The organism is uncultured Clostridium sp. (genome assembly GCF_947036855.1).
Taxonomy (GTDB): Bacteria; Bacillota; Clostridia; order Clostridiales; family Clostridiaceae; genus Sarcina.
This window is the reverse complement of record NZ_CAMQRY010000052.1, coordinates 1-16,986: the sequence shown is the minus strand read 5'-3', so window position 1 is coordinate 16,986 and position 16,986 is coordinate 1. Positions and strand designations below refer to the sequence as shown.

The window sequence follows — 16,986 nt, the reverse complement described above, 5'->3', positions numbered from 1 at the left end:
GGTGTAGCAAAAGTTGTTGAAAAGTTTATTTTTAATAAGGAATAGATGATGATATAATTCGAAATAAGGGGAAGATTAGATTTTTAAGGGGTTGTGTTACAGAATTTGTAAAGTAAAGATTGATTTTTTTAGAAATAAAGAATATTATAAGAGATGGACAAATTTTAAACAGGAGGTCTTGATAATGAATCTTAACATAGTTTTATATCAACCAGAGATACCACAAAATACAGGGAACATAGGGAGAACATGTGTTTTAACAAATTCAAAATTACATTTAATAAAGCCTCTTGGTTTTGAGTTAGATGAAAAGAAAATTAAAAGAGCGGGACTTGATTATTGGAGTCAGCTTAATTTAGAAATACATGAAAGTTTTGAAGATTTTATGGCGAAGTATGGAGATCAAAGAATATTCTTATCTTCAACTCATGCTGAGGATTTACATTCAGATGCAAAATACCAAAAAGGTGATTTTATCATGTTTGGTAAAGAGTCAGCTGGTGTTCCAATGTATGTGCACAATCAGTTAATGGGAATAAGAATACCAATGATTGATACTTCAGATAGAAGTCTTAATTTATCAAATACAGTTTCAATAGTTGCTTATGAAGCACTTAGACAAATAGGATTTCCGAATATGAAGTAATGGGGGATTGATTCATGGATAAGATAAAAATAATAACAGATAGTACATGTGATTTACCGCAAGAGATAATTAAAAAATATGATATAGAGGTTATGCCAGTTTTAATTAATTTTGGTGAGGATAGCTATCTAGAAGGTATTGAGATAACAAGAGATGAAATGATGGATAGGATAGAAAGAGATGACTGCCTTCCAACTACAGCTCAAATAACTCCAATGAGATTTGAAGAATGCTATGGAAAATATATAAAAGAAGGTTATAAAATAGTTGCGATTCATATGTCATCTAAAATGAGTGGAACATATCAATCAGCTTTAATAGCTAAAAATGAATTTAATGATGATGATTTAGTTATAATTGATGCTTTAACAATTACTTCAGGTCTTGGAATGTTGGTTTTAAAAGCAGCAAAATTAGTTAAAGAAGGTCACTTAATTCATGAGATTGAAAAAGAAATTTTAACATATAGAAGTAAGATTAAAAGTGATTTGTTTTTCTTAAGTCTTGATAACCTTGTTAGAGGTGGAAGACTATCAAAAGGAAAAGCAATGATAGTTAGTGCGCTTGGAATTAAGCTTATTCTTGAAATAAAGAATGGTGAGATGGATGTTAAAAATAAAGTAAGAGGTTCAAAGAAGGCTATAAAAGAAATTATAAAGAACTTTGAAGATTCTGATAGAAAGTTAGACGAGCCTGTTATACTTATAAACTATGAAGGTGAAGAGATAGCGGAAGCTTTAAGAACTTATCTTGAAGATAATGATATTGAATATATTGAAACAACTGTAGGTTGTGCAGTTGGTATACATTCAGGAAAAAATGCTGGTGGATTCTTCTTTGTAGAGAATTACTAGGCGTTTATAATATATTTAATTAAAGCGACGTATACGTCGCTTTTTATAATTATGCTAATATAAAAAGTATTAAATTGATGTATTATTAAAAAAATGCGTGAAATAATAATAAAAAGATTGCTATATAGTGTTTTTATCGGTAATATAATTTTATGAATAGATGTTAGGTGCTATGCTTAATAGGGAAAGTTTAAAGCTACAGCCCCCGCTACTGTGTATAGGGACAAAGAGAACATATCCGCTATAATTTTTATAGTAAGGGTTCTTAGAGGATGAACTATAAGTCAGGAGACCTGCCTAATATCAAGTAAGTTAATCTTTCGGTGGGAAAGACTATAATAAAAGACTAAATTAAGTTTAGTTTTATTGTTATGCAGTTTTGTCCTCTTGAAAGAAATTTCAAGAGGATTTTTTAGTTGTTTTAGGAGGTATTTATGAAATTTAGAAATTTAATGATTCAGGGAACAGCATCTGATGTTGGGAAAAGTGTTTTAACAGCAGGTATATGTAGAATTTTATATGAAAATGGAGAAAAGGTTGCACCTTTTAAATCTCAAAATATGAGTTTGAACTCATTTATTACAAAAGATGGTAAGGAAATGGGGAGAGCACAAGTTGTACAAGCTGAGGCAGCAGGTATTGAGCCAAGAGCTGAAATGAACCCTATACTTATGAAACCAACTGGAGATAAGAATGCACAGATAATATTTAATGGGGAAGTTTATGGTGATTTGTCAGCAATAGATTATGATACTAAAAAAGTTTATTTTAAGACTAAGATAAAAGAAATATATGAAACTCTTGATAAAGATTTTGATAGCATAATTTTAGAGGGGGCTGGAAGCCCAGCTGAAATTAACCTTAGGGAGAGAGATTTAGTTAATATGGGAATGGCAGAGCTTGTTGATGCACCTGTAATTTTAGTTGGTGATATTGATAAAGGTGGAGTATTTGCTTCTTTATATGGAACAATAGCATTACTTCCAAAGGAAGAGCAAAAAAGAATTAAAGGTGTTATTATAAATAAATTTAGAGGCGATATAAAACTTTTAGAAAATGGACTAAAAATGCTAGAAGATTTAATTAACATTCCTGTTCTTGGAGTTGTACCATATTTTCGACTTGAAATTGATGAAGAAGATGCAGTTTCAGATAGACTTAAGGTGGTAAGAGAAACAAAGGAAGATGAAATTAGTGTTAAGATAATCAGAATGCCGTATATGTCTAATTTTACAGATTTTAATGTTTTATTCTCACTTGATGGAATAAATGCTAGTTATGCAAAAGATAAAAATGATTTAAGTGATGCTGATATTATAATAATTCCAGGGTCAAAGAGTACAGTAAAAGATTTAATGTATTTAAAAGACAATGGATATGAAGAAGTACTTAAAGCACAGAAGGAAAAAGGCTCTTATATTTTTGGTATCTGTGGTGGTTTCCAAATGCTTGGAACAGAAATTAGAGATACAGGGAAAATTGAGGGTGATATAGAAACTATAAAAGGGCTTGGTCTTTTAGATATTGTAACAGAGTTTGAAGATAAGAAAGTTATGACTCAGGTTAAGTGTTCTATAACAGAGGATGGAAGTTTGCTAAGTGGACTTGAAGATTTTACTGTTGAAGGGTATGAAATTCATATGGGAAGAACTGTTTTTGTTGGAGCTAATGCAAAAGAGTTCCTTAGAATTAAGTCATCGCTTGGAAAAAGTGATATGAGAGTAGAAGGATATAGCTCAGTTGATTCAAAAGTTTATGGAACTTATGTACATGGAATATTTGATACACTTGGATTTACAAAAAAAATAGCTTCTAATATAAGAAATAGTAAGGGTATTTCTTATAAAGAGAAAGAAACAAAGTTTAAGACTTATAAAGATATTAAAGAAGCTGAATATACAAAACTTGCTGCAATTCTTAGAGACTCTTTAGATTTAGAGAAAATCTATGATATTTTAGATGGTAAAGATGTAGGAAAAAATTATAAATAAGTTGCTATTATAAGCGAAAGCTTTTAATTATATATAAATAGGTGAAAAGAATAATTTAATAGGGGGAAAAAGATTTGAAATTTAAAAAATTAGCTATGGGGATAGCAATACTTTTAAGTACAACAACATTTTTAGCTTGTGGAGGGGATACTACAGGAAAGGAAGATGTTAAAAATCCAGCATTTAATGTAACAATTACTGATTCATCAGATTATACAGTTACAATAGAGAAAAAGCCAGAGAGAATAGTTTCATTATCACCAAGTACAACAGAAATTGTTGCAGCACTTGGAGCAGAAGCAAAACTAGTTGGTAGAACAGAATATTGTTCATATCCAGAGGAAGTACAAGATGCTACAACCGTTGGAGGAACTTCAACACCATCTCTTGAAAAAATAATAGAGCTTAAACCAGATTTAGTTTTAGCATCTACACATGCACCAAAGGAAGTTGTAGAAAAACTTAGAGAACTTAAAATACCAACAATTTTCTTAAATGAAGATGATAATTTTGAAGGAACATATTCTGCTATTGAAAAAACAGGTCAGTTAATAGGCGAAGATGCAAAGGCAAAAGAAATAGTTGATAGTATGAAAAAAACTAAGACTGCTGTTGAAACTGCTGTAAATAAAGAATTTGAAGGTAAAGAAAGACCAAGCATATACTTTACTAATTCTATTGGAGAAAATGGAGATTTTGCTGCTGGTGGAGATACTTTTATTAGTGAAGTATTAGAACTTGCTGGTGGTAAGAATATTGCAGGTGATGTAGAAGGATGGTCATATTCAAAAGAAAAGATTGTTGAAAATGATCCTGATATAATAATTGTTCCAGGTGGAGTTGGTATTAAAGAGGATTTAGTAAAACTTCCAGTATACAAAGATTTAACTGCTGTTAAAGAAGGTAATGTTTATGAAGTTAATCAAGATGAGATATCAAGACAAGGACCAAGAGTTGTAAATGCACTTGAAGATATAGCTATAATAATAAGCCCAGAACTTGAGTATGAAAAGAATTAATTTAAATAAAATAGGAAATATAAAAACTTTATATTTCCTATTATCTATGTTAGTTATAATTCTTGGAATCTCATCAATAGCAGTTGGAATTGCTGATATAAGCATAAAAGAAAGTTTTGATATATTTTTAAGTAATTTGTTTGGAATGGGAAATGGAACGCCACAGGAAATAATTATAATGAAACTTAGAGTGCCAAGAATACTTCTAGCACTTATAACAGGAGTTAATTTATCGGTTTGTGGTGCAGTTTATCAGGCAATATTTAAAAATTCAATGGCAGACCCATATATACTTGGAGTTTCATCAGGAGCATCACTTGGAGCTGCATTTGCATTTTTACTTGGAGGAATTATACCTATATATGCATTTGCAGGTGCAGTAGTAGCTAATATATTAGTTTTTACACTTGCAGGAGTTAAAGGTAAAAGTTCAACAATAAGACTTCTTCTAGCTGGAATGGGAATAAATTATTTATTTTCATCAATGTTATCTTTAATAAGAGTTTACTCAAATGATAGAGAACTTGAACTTTTTATGTGGGGAATGGGAAGTTTTGCATCTGCAAGTTATAAAAGGGTAGGAATACTTTTTGTAATAAGCCTACCTATAATAATATATTTTTTTGTACATAGAAAAAATTTGAATTTATTATTACTTGGAGAAGATACAGCTAAAGCACTAGGCGTTGATTGTGTAAAACTCAGAAGAAAATTACTTGTAGCAAGTAGCATACTTATAGCAACAACAGTTAGTTTTACTGGAACTATAGGTTTTGTAGGACTTATAATCCCACATATAATAAGAATGCTTGTTGGGGCTAATTATAGAAAGAATTTTGTACTTACAATGTTTCTTGGAATGATTTTCATGCTTCTATGTGATAATATTTCAAGGTCGCTACTTCAAAATTCAGAGATACCAATAGGAATAGTAACTTCTGTCTTTGGAGCACCTTACTTTATGTATTTAGTTTATAAAGAGCGGAGGAAAGGAATACTATGATTGCTATAAAAAACTTGAGTTATAAAATTAATAAAGTAAGTTTATTAAATGATATAAATTTAGATTTTGAAAAAGGTAAAACTTATGGAATTATAGGACCAAATGGAGCAGGTAAAAGTACGCTATTAAAATGTATTATGAGAATTAATGAACCAAGTGGAAATAGCATTTTTTTAGATGATGTAGATATTACAAGTTTTAATATAAAATATTTTTCAAAGAAAATAAGTTTTGTGTTTCAAGAAAATAATAGAGAAGTAGATTTTACTGTTTATGAAATAATTATGATGGGAAGATATACTTATATGGATTTTCTAGAAAGCGAAAGTAAAGAAGATATAAAAATAGTAGATGAAATTATAGAAAAACTTGGGCTTATAGATCTAAAAGATAGATATATATCAGAACTATCAGGAGGAGAAGCACAGAAAGTTTTTATAGCTAGGGCACTTGCACAAAAAACAGAAATAATACTCCTTGATGAACCAACATCAATGCTTGATATTCATAATAGTATCGAAATTATGAATCTTGTTGAAAATCTAAAAAAAGAATATGGACTTACAATAATAATGGTGCTACATGATTTAAATATAGCTTTTACATATTGTGATAATATATCACTAATTGATGGTGGAAGTATTATAATAAGTGATGAAAAAAATAAAGTTATAGAAAGTGAGCGAGTAGAAGAAGTTTATCAAAGGAAAATTAAAATTATCAAAGATGATGATGGCTTCTATGTGGTTCCGAAAAGGAGGTGATTATAAATGATACTTGTAATAGGTGGAGCAAGAAGTGGGAAAAGTAGTTTTGCAGAAGAAAGAGCATCAAAGATTAGTGAAAAAAGTAAAACTAATGTTATGTATGTAGCAACTTCAATTGGATTTGATGCTGACATGAAGGATAGGATACAAAAGCATAAAGATAGTAGAAGTAAGAAATGGATAACTTTAGAGAAATACTGTAACTTTACTAGAGAAGATATAGATAAAGAGTGTAATGTAGTAATGTTAGACTGCTTAACACTTCTTATAAGTAATATAATTTTAGATAGTAAATATGATTTTGACAATATAACAAATGCAGAGATTGATAAGCTTGAAAGTACTGTGGAATTTGAAATAAATATGTTTTTAAAGATATTTGAGAAAAAAGAAATAATAATAGTTTCAAATGAAGTAGGGCTTGGGCTTGTACCACCATATAAGCTAGGTGCAATATTTAGAGATATAGCAGGAAGAATGAATCAACTTATAGCTAGAAAATCAGAAGAGGTATATCTTATGACAGCAGGAATAGCAATGAAAATTAAATAATAGGAGAACGTTATGAATAAATTGAAATTAATTCTAAGTTTTTTTACAAGAATTAATGTTGGAAAAGTAGAGTATACAGATGGTGAATTTGAAAAATCTATAAAACTTACTCCTGTAGTTGGAATAATAATTGGATTAATACTTTTAATTGCTTCTATTGTACTATGTAAAATTCAAAATAAACTTGTAGTTGGATTTTTAATAACGCTGATATATTTAATTGTAACTGGTGGACTTCACTTTGATGGACTATCAGATAGTTTTGATGGATTATTTAGTGGAAGAGATAAAGAAAGAATGCTTGAGATTATGAAAGATAGTAGAGTTGGAGCCTTTGGGGTTCTAGCAGTAGTATTTAGTATAATTGGATATATAATTTTCATAGGAGATGTAAGTATTGCAACTATAGCTATTTTTCCTATTGTGGGAAGATGTAGTTTATATATAGCAAGTAAGTTTGGTAGTTATGGAAGAGTAAGTGGAATGGGGCAAGTATTTGTTGAAAAAGGAAATACAAGTGGCTTTAGGAATATATTCATATTAATTAATATAGCTATTATAATAGTAAGCATTTTAACAAAAGAATATTATCTTATAGCAGGAACACTTGTAGCTTATATAATTTCTTATAGAATTGTGAAGTTTTCACATAATAAGATTGATGGGATAACAGGAGATATTCTTGGGATGATAGTAGAACTTAGTCAACTTTCATTTTTAATAGCATCATATATAATAGCAAGTTTTTTATAGGAGATAAGTAATGAGAGTTATTTTTATAAGGCATACACAAACAGAAGCTAATGAAAAAAAAGTTTATGGTGGACAAGTTGACTATAAACTTACAAAGCAAGGGAAATCTGATTTAACAAAAGCTTCAGAACTACTATTTGAATTTTATGAAGATGATATTAAAAGTATAAAAAAGATTTACACAAGCCCATTAAGCAGATGTACATATCTAGCACATGAGATAAATAAAAAGATAAACAAAGAAATTATAGAAGATATAAAATTATTAGAGTATGATTTTGGAATATTTGAAGGTAAATCATATTTAGAACTAGAAAATTGCAATAATTATAAATTATGGTGTAATGATTTTATAAACTTTGAGATACCAAGTGGAGAAAGTTTAACTATATGCAGAAACAGAGTTTCAGAATTTATAAATATATGTTTAGAAAATGATGAGGATATTATAGTTGTAGCACATGAGGGTATTATAAAACTAGCAATTTTAGAACTTTTAGGACTTCAAAATGAAATGTTTTGGAATTTTAAAATTTCAAATGGTGGAATCTGTGAGATAGAAAATAAAAATGGAATTTCATTCATAAAAAATATAATAAATAAGATATAAATAACATACACTTTAAGGAGAAAAATAATGAAAAATACAAATACGAGAAATAGAACGAGAACAAAAAAATTAGTAATGGCTGGAGTCTTAATAGCAATGAGTGCTGTACTTGCAAATGTAAAAATATTTGAAACAGTAGCATTTGATTCAATGCCAGCATTTTTAGCAGGAATAATACTTGGACCACTTGCAGGAGGAATAGTTGGGTTTCTAGGGCATTTTTTCACTTCAGTAACATCAGGTTTTCCATTAACAGTACCGATAAGTATGATAATTTCGGTAGAAATGTTAATAACTGTTTATATTTTTGGAAAGATATACAAAAAAACTAAAATAACTGCTATAATAGTAGGTATACTACTGAATGGACCGATTTCAGTGTATATAATAGCTGTTGTTCAAAAGGTAATTTGGGGAATGCCTATATATCCGTTCTTTATGACAATGGTATTACCAGTTACACTTGGAGCTGCCGCAAATATAATTCTGGCATGTATTGTCGAAAGGGGCGTAAAAAATGTTAATATCTAAATTTCGTGATCTAGTCTTAATGGAAGTATCAGAGGGAAAGGTTCTTACAATTGCATGTGATAGCTGTGGAGGAATTGGAAACAGTGAAAACGATGTTGTAAAGGTTGATGAGGAGATTGTTGGATATCTAACAACTAGAGTTTGTATGTTTGAAACTCTTAGTTATAGAGCGCTTCCTAAGGTTATAATTAATAATCTTTGTGTAGAAATGAATGGCAGAGGTGAAAAAATATTAAAAGGAATTCATAGAGCTATGGATGAATTTAATAGTTTAAACTTTGAAAGAAAACTAACAGAAGATAATTTAACTGGTAGTACAGAAGATAATATCCCAGTAATGCAAACTTCATTTGGAGTAACTGTAATAGGTGAAGAGGGTGAGGGGGAGAGATTATGGGAGATTGATAAAGATGATTATATAGTTGGAATAGGAATTCCACTTGTTGGCGATGCAGTTATAAAAGCAATGAATGAAGAAACTGATGAGATGATATCAATGAAATCGCTTAAAATAGTTTTAGATTATTCAAAGGATGTAATACCAGTAGGTTCAAAAGGTATAGATTATGAATTATCTGTACTTGAAGAAACAAATGGGATAGATATAGAAAAGGTTAAAGATTTAGCATTTGATTGTAAAGCTTCAGCTGGTCCAAGCACTATGGTTTTAGCTATTGTATCAAAAGAGATGATAGGTAAAATTACAAGAAGGATAGATGAAAGAGTTACTAAAATAGGAAGAGTTAAGATATTAAAATAGATAGTTACATTGACAGCATAGATAATATGCTGTCTTTTTTATTATAAATATGCAAAAAAAAGAACATTTTAAGTCATAAAAAGGAAAAATTTCTTCAAGCCTTGTAAAAAAAATATTTTTAGAGGATAATTTAAAGAATAGTGTGTAAAAAAAATATAGGATGAATGGGTGTTAAATATGGAAATGAATTTTAGCTTAACAATGTCACAAGAGCAAAAATTAGTTATGACACAGCAAATGCAACAGTCAATAAAATTATTACAAATGTCTACTTGTGATTTAAGGGAATATATAGAAAAGGAATATGCAGAAAATCCAGTTCTAGAAGCAAGTTTTAATGATATGGAAATACCAGAAAAGAAAGAGCAAGATAGAATTGATTATAAAGAGTTTATAAAATATTTAGAGTTTGATAATTATGGTTCGCAAAGTTATGGAGATTATTCAGGTGAAGAAAAAGCATCTCCTTTTACATTTATAAGTAAGGAAGAATCTCTTAAAGATTTCCTAAGTAATCAGCTTAGGGACTTAAATTTAACTGAAAGAGAGAGAACGCTTACAGAATATATGATAGAAAGTCTTAATGAAAAAGGGTATCTAGATATAACAGTTGAAGAAATTGCAATGGAATTATATGAAGATATTGAAGAAGTTGAGGTTGCATTATATATTGTACAAGCTTTAGAGCCAATAGGTATAGGTGCAAGAAGTTTAACTGAATGTTTAGAAATTCAACTTAGGAAAAAAAGAGAGTTAAATTTAATAACAGAAGCAATGATTAATAATCATTTAGAAGATATAGGGGATAATAAATATCAGATAATTGCTAAAAAATTAAAAATAAGCATAAAGAGTGCTCAAGAATATGGAGACTTGATTAAAAGTTTAGAACCAAAACCAGCAAGGGGTTTTTATACTGGTGAGGAAGTTAAGTTTATAGTACCAGATGCAGAAATCAGAAAGATTGATGGAGAGTATTTTATTATAATGAATAACAAGGTAATTCCAACGCTATCTATAAATCCTATATATAATGAAGTTCTAAGAGAAGATGATAAAGATGCTAAAGATTATGTTAAAGATAAAATGAATAAAGCTATGTTTCTTATTAAAAGTATAGAGCAAAGAAAATCTACATTATATAAAGTTCTTGAAAAAACTTTAGAATTCCAAAAAGGATTCTTTGAAAAAGGGAAAAAAGGATTAAAGCCAATGACTTTAAAGCAAGTGGCTGAAGCAATAGATATGCATGAGTCAACAGTATCAAGAGCTATAAGAGAAAAATATATACTAACTTCATTTGGTACTATAAGAATAAAAGATTTGTTTGCATCAGGACTTCAACAAGTATCTTCACATTTAGGGAATGCGAATGAAGAAGATGTGGCTGTTAGTAATATAAAAAGCATTCTTGAAGAAATTATAAAAGCTGAAGATAAAAAGAAACCATTATCAGATCAAATCATAGCAAATATGATTTGTGAACGAGAAATTAAGATATCTAGAAGAACAGTTGCAAAATATCGTGAAGAAATAGGAATTAAATCATCAAGCAAAAGGAAAAGATTTTAATGATTTAGTAATAAAACACTAAAGTTTTCATAATAATAAGAGTATATAAGTTTGAATACTCTTATTATTGATATTTGTATACGAAATATACTTAATTAGTTCATAAAATCTTAACAAAAAAACAAGGCAAAAAAGTGTGAAAATACTTTTAATTTATGAATTAATGGTTTATAATAAGCTTGTGGGACAAAAAAGTTTCAAGTGGGACTTTAAAAGACCAAAGGAGCTGTTGAACTTGCATAAGATATTAAATTTGCAAAAGAAAATTGTTCCAGAACTTGTAGAAGTTTTAGAAAAAAGATACTCAATACTAAGAACTATAAATTACAATGCACCTATCGGAAGAAGGATGCTTGCTAGTAAATTAGAACTTGGTGAGAGAATTGTTAGAACCGAAGTTAACTTTTTAAAAGATATGAATCTTATTGAAATAGGAACTCCAGGTATGACAGTTACAAGCGAAGGGACAGAGGTTTTAGATGACTTAAAATGGTTCATTCATGAACTAAAAGGATTATCAAAATTAGAACAAAAGGTAAAAGAGCTATTAAATGTAAGGAAAGTTATAGTGGTTCCAGGAAATGTACGAAGTGATAAAAGTGTATTACCTGATTTAGGTAAAGCTGCATCAGTTTATACAAGTAAAACTGTTAAAAATAATGATGTTATTGCATTAACAGGCGGAAGTGCTGTAAAAGAACTTATAGATAGTTTTCCTAAAGTTCAAAATATACATGGTATATTAGTTGTTCCAGCTAGAGGCGGTATGGGTAAGAAAGTGGAAACACAAGCAAATACCTTAGCAGCCAATCTATCAGATAAACTTAAAGGAAGTTATAAAATGCTTCATATACCAGAGAATGTTAGCAGTCAAATTTTAGAGAGCTTATATGAGCAGGAAGATATAAAAGATGTAATCAATTATATTAAAAGTGCAAATATATTGATTTATGGAATTGGCAGAGCAGACAAAATGGTGTTAAAAAGAGGGATATCTGAAGAGATACAAAATAAACTATTAGAAAGTGGTGCAGTAGGGGAAGCATTTGGATGTTACTTTGATGATGAATCAAAAGTTATATCAATTAGTGCATCACCTGGTATAAACATTAACTCTTTACAAAATGTAAGGGAAGAGATTGCAGTTGCTGGTGGAGATGATAAAGTCGAAGCAATAATAGCTACATTATATAATAATAATAAAGCTGTTTTAGTAACTGATGAATGTGCAGCCGAAAAGATAGTGAGTATTTTAAAAAAATAAAATTAATTAGCTTAAAGGTTTTAAGAAAATTATTTAAATCTTAAAACTTAAAATATATATTTTAATATATATTCCAATATTAGGAGGTATTTAGTTATGGCAAGAGTAGCGATAAATGGATTTGGTAGAATAGGGAGATTAGCATTAAGATTAATGATTGATAACCCAGAATTTGAGGTAGTTGCAATAAACGATTTAACAGATGCTGCAACATTAGCTCACTTATTTAAATATGACTCATCACAAGGAAGATTCAATGGAGACATCAAAGTTGTTGAAGGTGGATTCGTAGTTAACGGTAAAGAGATCAAAGTTGTTGCAGACAGAGATCCTAAAAACTTACCATGGGGAGAATTAAACGTAGACGTAGTTCTTGAATGTACAGGATTCTTCGCAGCTAAAGATAAAGCTTCAGCTCACTTAGTAGCAGGTGCTAAAAAAGTTGTTATATCAGCTCCAGCTGGTAGCGACGTTCCAACTGTTGTTTACAACGTAAACCACGATATATTAAAAGCTGAAGATACAGTTATATCAGGTGCTTCATGTACTACAAACTGTTTAGCTCCAATGGTTGATGTTTTAAACAAACAATTCGGATTAAACAAAGGATTTATGACAACAATACACGCGTACACTAATGATCAAAATACATTAGACGCTCCACACGCTAAAGGTGATTTAAGAAGAGGAAGAGCTGCTGCAAACAGTATCGTTCCAAATACAACAGGTGCTGCTAAAGCTATCGGTTTAGTTATTCCAGAATTAGCTGGTAAATTAGACGGAAACGCTCAAAGAGTTCCAGTTTTAACAGGATCATTAACAGAACTTGTTTGTGATTTAGGTAAAAACGTAACAGTTGAACAAATAAATGCTGCTATGGCTGCTGCTGCAAACGAATCATTCGGATACACAGAAGATCCTATCGTATCATGTGACGTAATAGGAATTTCATTCGGATCATTATTCGATGCTACACAAACAAAAATCATGGAAGTTAACGGACAACAATTAGTTAAAGTTGCTTCATGGTATGATAACGAAATGTCATACACAAACCAATTAGTAAGAACATTAAAATTCGTAGTTTCTAAATAATTTTAGAAAATTGAATATTAATATTTAAATAAAAGGAGGCCTGGTTTTGTAGTTAAGACTATAAGCTGGGTCTCTTTTATAAAATAAAAAGCTATTTGTTATAAAAATATTTTAAAGAGGTGAACGGTATGAACTTCAATAAGAAAACTGTAGAAGATATACAAGTAAAAGGGAAAAAAGTTTTAGTTAGATGTGACTTTAACGTACCATTAAATGATGGTGTTATTACAGATGTAAATAGATTAGTTGGAGCTATGCCTACAATTAAATATTTAGTTGAAAATGGAGCTAAAGTTATACTTTGCTCACACATGGGTAAACCAAAAGGTGAAGCTAAGCCAGAATTATCATTAGCACCAGTTGCTAAAGAATTATCAAAAATGCTTGGTAAAGAAGTAGTTTTCGCTGCTGATGATATAGTTGTTGGTGAAAATGCTAAGAAAGCTGTTTCAGAAATGAAAGCTGGAGATGTTGTTTTATTAGAAAACACAAGATTCAGAAAAGAAGAAACTAAAAATGGTGAAGCATTCTCAAAAGAACTTGCTAGCCTTGCTGAAATGTTCGTAAACGATGCGTTTGGAACAGCACACAGAGCACACTGTTCAACAGTTGGTGTTACTGAGTACTTAAACCCATCAGTATGCGGATACTTAATCCAAAAAGAGCTTAAATTCTTAGGAAGTGCTGTAGAAACTCCAGCTAGACCTTTCGTAGCAATACTTGGTGGAGCTAAAGTTTCAGATAAAATCAACGTTATAAATAGTTTACTTGAGAAAGTAGATACATTAATCGTTGGTGGAGGAATGGCTTATACATTCTTAAAAGCACAAGGATTTACAGTAGGTAGTTCACTTGTTGAAGAAGATAAAGTTGACTATGCTATGGAAATGATCAAAAAAGCTGAGTCTAAAGGTGTTAAATTATTATTACCAGTAGACCACAGAGTATCAAAAGAATTTAAAGATGTTACTGCTGTAGTTACAGAAGATCAAAACATTGCTGATGGATTCATGGGACTTGATATCGGACCTAAAACAGATGTTATATATGCTGAAGCTGTTGCTGATGCTAAAACAGTTATCTGGAATGGACCTATGGGAGTATTCGAATTCGATAACTTCAATAAAGGTACAATAGCAGTTGCAGAGGCTATGGCTAAATGTAATGCTACAACAATAATCGGTGGTGGAGATTCTGCTGCTGCTGTTAATATCTTAGGATTCGGAGATAAGATGACACACATCTCAACAGGTGGTGGAGCTTCACTTGAGTTCTTAGAAGGTAAATTATTACCAGGAATAGAAGCGTTAAATAACTAATTTTAGTTTTAAAATTAGTAAAAATATACTAGATTGAAGTAATAAAAGTGAATAAGCCCTTTATGGGCTTATTCTATAAATTATTGATTTAGATTAACTATATTTAGTTAATTAAAAATACGATTACAAAAAAACAAAAATATATTATGAGGTGAATTGATATGAGAACTCCAATTATCGCAGGAAACTGGAAAATGAATTATACAGTGAAAGAAGCTGTAAAAGTTGTAGAAGAATTAATACCATTAGTTAAAGATGCTAAATGTGACGTAGTAATATGTCCAACATTCGTATGCTTAGACGCTGTTAAAAAAGTAGCTGCTGGAACAAACGTTAAAATAGCTGCTCAAAACATGCACTTTGAAAAGAATGGAGCATTCACAGGTGAAGTATCAGCTGATATGTTAGCAGATATGGGAATCGATTATGTTGTTTTAGGACACAGTGAAAGAAGAGCATACTTTAATGAAACAGATGCAGATATCAAGAAAAAAATTGCCGCTGCATTTGCACATAATATAACACCAATAGTTTGTTATGGAGAAAGCTTAGCTGATAGAGAAGCTGGAACAACAAACACAGTTATAGAAGCACAAGTTAAAGTAAGTCTTGCTGGACTTTCAAATGAATTAGCAGCTAAAGTTGTTGTTGCTTATGAGCCAATATGGGCTATAGGAACAGGAAAAACTGCTACATCAGAGCAAGCTAATGAAACAATAGCTGCAATCAGAGATATGGTTGCTGGTATGTACGGTAAAGAAGTTGCTGATAAAGTAAGAATTCAATACGGTGGATCAGTTAAGCCTAACACAATTAAAGAGCAAATGGGTATGTCAGATATCGATGGTGCTTTAGTTGGTGGAGCTTCACTTAAAGCTTCAGATTTCTCACAAATAGTTAATTTCTAATTTTCTAAATTTTAGAAGATAAAAGTTTATAATTATATAATATGGATAGACAATAGTAGTAGTTAATTGATAATAATTCTCTATTGCTGTTGTCTTTCTTTTTATTAAGGATTATAATAAGAGTATAAGAAATACTATTTTATAGTATAAAAAAATTAAGTATAGCTTTAAGAGTAAAGTTATAACTTTTAAATCTATATTTCAAATGAATGAAATATAGAAAAATAGTTTGGGGGTATATTATAATGACAAAAAAACCAGTAATGTTAATGATATTAGATGGAATGGGTATTACAGAACTTGGTGATGGTAACGCTGTTGCAAGAGCTAATACACCTAATTTAGATAGATTAAAAGCAAAATATCCAGTTTCAAAACTTAATGCATCAGGAATGCAAGTTGGATTACCAGAAGGACAAATGGGTAACTCAGAAGTTGGACACTTAAATATAGGAACAGGAAGAATCATATACCAAGAGCTTACAAGAATAACAAAAGCTATTATGGATGGAGATTTCTTCGAAAATGCTGCTATGCTTAAAGCGGTTAAAAATGCTAAGGAAAATGAGACAGCATTACATCTTATGGGACTTTTATCAAGCGGTGGAGTTCACTCACATATAGACCATTTAAAAGGTTTATTAAAGCTTGCTAAAATGAATGGACTTACAAAAGTTTATGTTCATGCATTTATGGATGGTAGAGATGTTGCGCCTTCATCAGGAAAAGCTTTCGTTGAAGAGTTAGAAGCTGCTATTAAAGAAATTGGAGTAGGTCAAATTGCTTCAATATCTGGTAGATACTATGCAATGGATAGAGATAATAGATGGGATAGAGTTGAACTTGCTTATAATGCAATGGTTAAAGGTCAAGGAGAAAAAGCTACTTCAGCAGTTGCTGCTATGGAAGCTTCATACCATGATAATAAAACTGATGAGTTTGTATTACCAACTGTTATAATGAATGGTGAAAGCCCAGTTGCTACAATAAACAATAAAGATTCAGTTATATTCTTTAACTTTAGACCAGATAGAGCTAGAGAACTTACTAGAGCTATGGTTGATGTTGAGTTTGCAGGATTTGAAAGAACAAGAGTTAGTACAGAATTTGTTTGTATGACAGAGTATGATGTTACAATAACAAATGTTGATGTTGCATATACTTCAGGAACTGTTGAAAACACATTTGGAGAATTCTTAGCTGCTAAGGGTCTTAAGCAATTAAGAGCTGCTGAAACAGAGAAGTATGCTCACGTAACATTCTTCTTCAATGGTGGAGTTGAAACACCAAATGAAGGTGAAGATAGACTTCTAGTACCATCTCCAAAGGTTGCTACTTATGA

The 16,986-nt window shown here is 30.3% G+C and carries 17 protein-coding genes and 1 riboswitch; all 17 genes read left to right on the top strand.

Going from position 1 to position 16,986, the window contains the following annotated elements:
* Window positions 1–184: 184 nt before the first annotated feature.
* The gene (locus tag Q0V15_RS07095; RefSeq protein ID WP_297437416.1) at window positions 185–646 is read left to right on the top strand and encodes a tRNA (cytidine(34)-2'-O)-methyltransferase; all 462 of its coding nucleotides are present in this window, start codon (window positions 185–187) and stop codon (window positions 644–646) included.
* Between the two features lie 14 nt (window positions 647–660).
* Window positions 661–1,500 (top strand): DegV family protein, encoded by an 840-nt coding sequence (locus tag Q0V15_RS07090; RefSeq protein ID WP_297437415.1) that lies wholly within the window; start codon window positions 661–663, stop codon window positions 1,498–1,500.
* A 148-nt stretch (window positions 1,501–1,648) separates the two neighbouring features.
* Window positions 1,649–1,816: riboswitch (cobalamin riboswitch) on the top strand.
* Window positions 1,817–1,934: 118 nt separating this feature from the next.
* Entirely contained in the window at window positions 1,935–3,491 is a 1,557-nt protein-coding gene (locus tag Q0V15_RS07085; RefSeq protein WP_297437413.1) for a cobyric acid synthase, read from the top strand.
* Between the two features lie 74 nt (window positions 3,492–3,565).
* A complete protein-coding gene (locus Q0V15_RS07080; RefSeq protein WP_297437411.1) occupies window positions 3,566–4,510 on the top strand; it encodes an ABC transporter substrate-binding protein in 945 nt (314 codons plus the stop codon).
* 46 nt (window positions 4,511–4,556) lie between these two features.
* Window positions 4,557–5,513, top strand: a complete 957-nt coding sequence (locus Q0V15_RS07075; RefSeq protein ID WP_297437410.1) for an iron ABC transporter permease — start codon at window positions 4,557–4,559, stop codon at window positions 5,511–5,513.
* The gene (locus tag Q0V15_RS07070; RefSeq protein ID WP_297437408.1) at window positions 5,510–6,277 is read left to right on the top strand and encodes an ABC transporter ATP-binding protein; all 768 of its coding nucleotides are present in this window, start codon (window positions 5,510–5,512) and stop codon (window positions 6,275–6,277) included. Before Q0V15_RS07075 ends, Q0V15_RS07070 begins: the two co-directional genes overlap by 4 nt.
* 6 nt (window positions 6,278–6,283) lie before the next feature.
* Entirely contained in the window at window positions 6,284–6,832 is a 549-nt protein-coding gene (gene cobU, locus Q0V15_RS07065) for a bifunctional adenosylcobinamide kinase/adenosylcobinamide-phosphate guanylyltransferase (RefSeq protein WP_297437406.1), read from the top strand.
* A gap of 12 nt (window positions 6,833–6,844) precedes the next feature.
* Window positions 6,845–7,585, top strand: coding sequence for an adenosylcobinamide-GDP ribazoletransferase (gene cobS, locus Q0V15_RS07060; RefSeq protein WP_297437404.1), 741 nt, complete (start codon window positions 6,845–6,847; stop codon window positions 7,583–7,585).
* 10 nt (window positions 7,586–7,595) lie between these two features.
* The gene (locus Q0V15_RS07055) at window positions 7,596–8,195 is read left to right on the top strand and encodes a histidine phosphatase family protein (RefSeq protein ID WP_297437402.1); all 600 of its coding nucleotides are present in this window, start codon (window positions 7,596–7,598) and stop codon (window positions 8,193–8,195) included.
* A 27-nt stretch (window positions 8,196–8,222) separates the two neighbouring features.
* The gene (locus Q0V15_RS07050; protein ID WP_297437401.1) at window positions 8,223–8,726 is read left to right on the top strand and encodes an ECF transporter S component; all 504 of its coding nucleotides are present in this window, start codon (window positions 8,223–8,225) and stop codon (window positions 8,724–8,726) included.
* The gene (locus Q0V15_RS07045; RefSeq protein ID WP_297437399.1) at window positions 8,713–9,486 is read left to right on the top strand and encodes a hypothetical protein; all 774 of its coding nucleotides are present in this window, start codon (window positions 8,713–8,715) and stop codon (window positions 9,484–9,486) included. The genes Q0V15_RS07050 and Q0V15_RS07045 overlap by 14 nt, the downstream gene beginning before the upstream one ends.
* A 177-nt stretch (window positions 9,487–9,663) precedes the next feature.
* Window positions 9,664–11,058 (top strand): RNA polymerase factor sigma-54, encoded by a 1,395-nt coding sequence (gene rpoN, locus Q0V15_RS07040; protein ID WP_297437397.1) that lies wholly within the window; start codon window positions 9,664–9,666, stop codon window positions 11,056–11,058.
* A 235-nt stretch (window positions 11,059–11,293) separates the two neighbouring features.
* Complete coding sequence (locus Q0V15_RS07035) at window positions 11,294–12,322, top strand: sugar-binding transcriptional regulator (protein WP_297437395.1); 1,029 nt, start codon at window positions 11,294–11,296, stop codon at window positions 12,320–12,322.
* Between the two features lie 96 nt (window positions 12,323–12,418).
* The gene (gene gap / locus Q0V15_RS07030) at window positions 12,419–13,417 is read left to right on the top strand and encodes a type I glyceraldehyde-3-phosphate dehydrogenase (RefSeq protein WP_297437393.1); all 999 of its coding nucleotides are present in this window, start codon (window positions 12,419–12,421) and stop codon (window positions 13,415–13,417) included.
* A gap of 128 nt (window positions 13,418–13,545) precedes the next feature.
* On the top strand, window positions 13,546–14,736 hold the full coding sequence (gene pgk / locus Q0V15_RS07025; protein WP_297437391.1) for a phosphoglycerate kinase: 1,191 nt from the start codon (window positions 13,546–13,548) through the stop codon (window positions 14,734–14,736).
* 161 nt (window positions 14,737–14,897) lie between these two features.
* The gene (tpiA, locus tag Q0V15_RS07020) at window positions 14,898–15,644 is read left to right on the top strand and encodes a triose-phosphate isomerase (RefSeq protein WP_297437389.1); all 747 of its coding nucleotides are present in this window, start codon (window positions 14,898–14,900) and stop codon (window positions 15,642–15,644) included.
* Window positions 15,645–15,889: 245 nt separating this feature from the next.
* Window positions 15,890–16,986: 2,3-bisphosphoglycerate-independent phosphoglycerate mutase (gpmI, locus tag Q0V15_RS07015; protein WP_297437387.1), on the top strand; the 1,097-nt coding region annotated here is incomplete at its 3' end.

What these genes read in the sequence shown, in the direction of transcription:
- Q0V15_RS07095 (WP_297437416.1), top strand. Translation starts at nt 185, where the DNA reads ATGAATCTTAACATAGTTTTATATCAACCAGAGATACCACAAAATACA.
- Q0V15_RS07090 (WP_297437415.1), top strand. Translation starts at nt 661, where the DNA reads ATGGATAAGATAAAAATAATAACAGATAGTACATGTGATTTACCGCAA.
- Q0V15_RS07085 (WP_297437413.1), top strand. Translation starts at nt 1,935, where the DNA reads ATGAAATTTAGAAATTTAATGATTCAGGGAACAGCATCTGATGTTGGG.
- Q0V15_RS07075 (WP_297437410.1), top strand. Translation starts at nt 4,557, where the DNA reads ATGTTAGTTATAATTCTTGGAATCTCATCAATAGCAGTTGGAATTGCT.
- Q0V15_RS07070 (WP_297437408.1), top strand. Translation starts at nt 5,510, where the DNA reads ATGATTGCTATAAAAAACTTGAGTTATAAAATTAATAAAGTAAGTTTA.
- cobU (WP_297437406.1), top strand. Translation starts at nt 6,284, where the DNA reads ATGATACTTGTAATAGGTGGAGCAAGAAGTGGGAAAAGTAGTTTTGCA.
- cobS (WP_297437404.1), top strand. Translation starts at nt 6,845, where the DNA reads ATGAATAAATTGAAATTAATTCTAAGTTTTTTTACAAGAATTAATGTT.
- Q0V15_RS07055 (WP_297437402.1), top strand. Translation starts at nt 7,596, where the DNA reads ATGAGAGTTATTTTTATAAGGCATACACAAACAGAAGCTAATGAAAAA.
- Q0V15_RS07050 (WP_297437401.1), top strand. Translation starts at nt 8,223, where the DNA reads ATGAAAAATACAAATACGAGAAATAGAACGAGAACAAAAAAATTAGTA.
- Q0V15_RS07045 (WP_297437399.1), top strand. Translation starts at nt 8,713, where the DNA reads ATGTTAATATCTAAATTTCGTGATCTAGTCTTAATGGAAGTATCAGAG.
- rpoN (WP_297437397.1), top strand. Translation starts at nt 9,664, where the DNA reads ATGGAAATGAATTTTAGCTTAACAATGTCACAAGAGCAAAAATTAGTT.
- gap (WP_297437393.1), top strand. Translation starts at nt 12,419, where the DNA reads ATGGCAAGAGTAGCGATAAATGGATTTGGTAGAATAGGGAGATTAGCA.
- pgk (WP_297437391.1), top strand. Translation starts at nt 13,546, where the DNA reads ATGAACTTCAATAAGAAAACTGTAGAAGATATACAAGTAAAAGGGAAA.
- tpiA (WP_297437389.1), top strand. Translation starts at nt 14,898, where the DNA reads ATGAGAACTCCAATTATCGCAGGAAACTGGAAAATGAATTATACAGTG.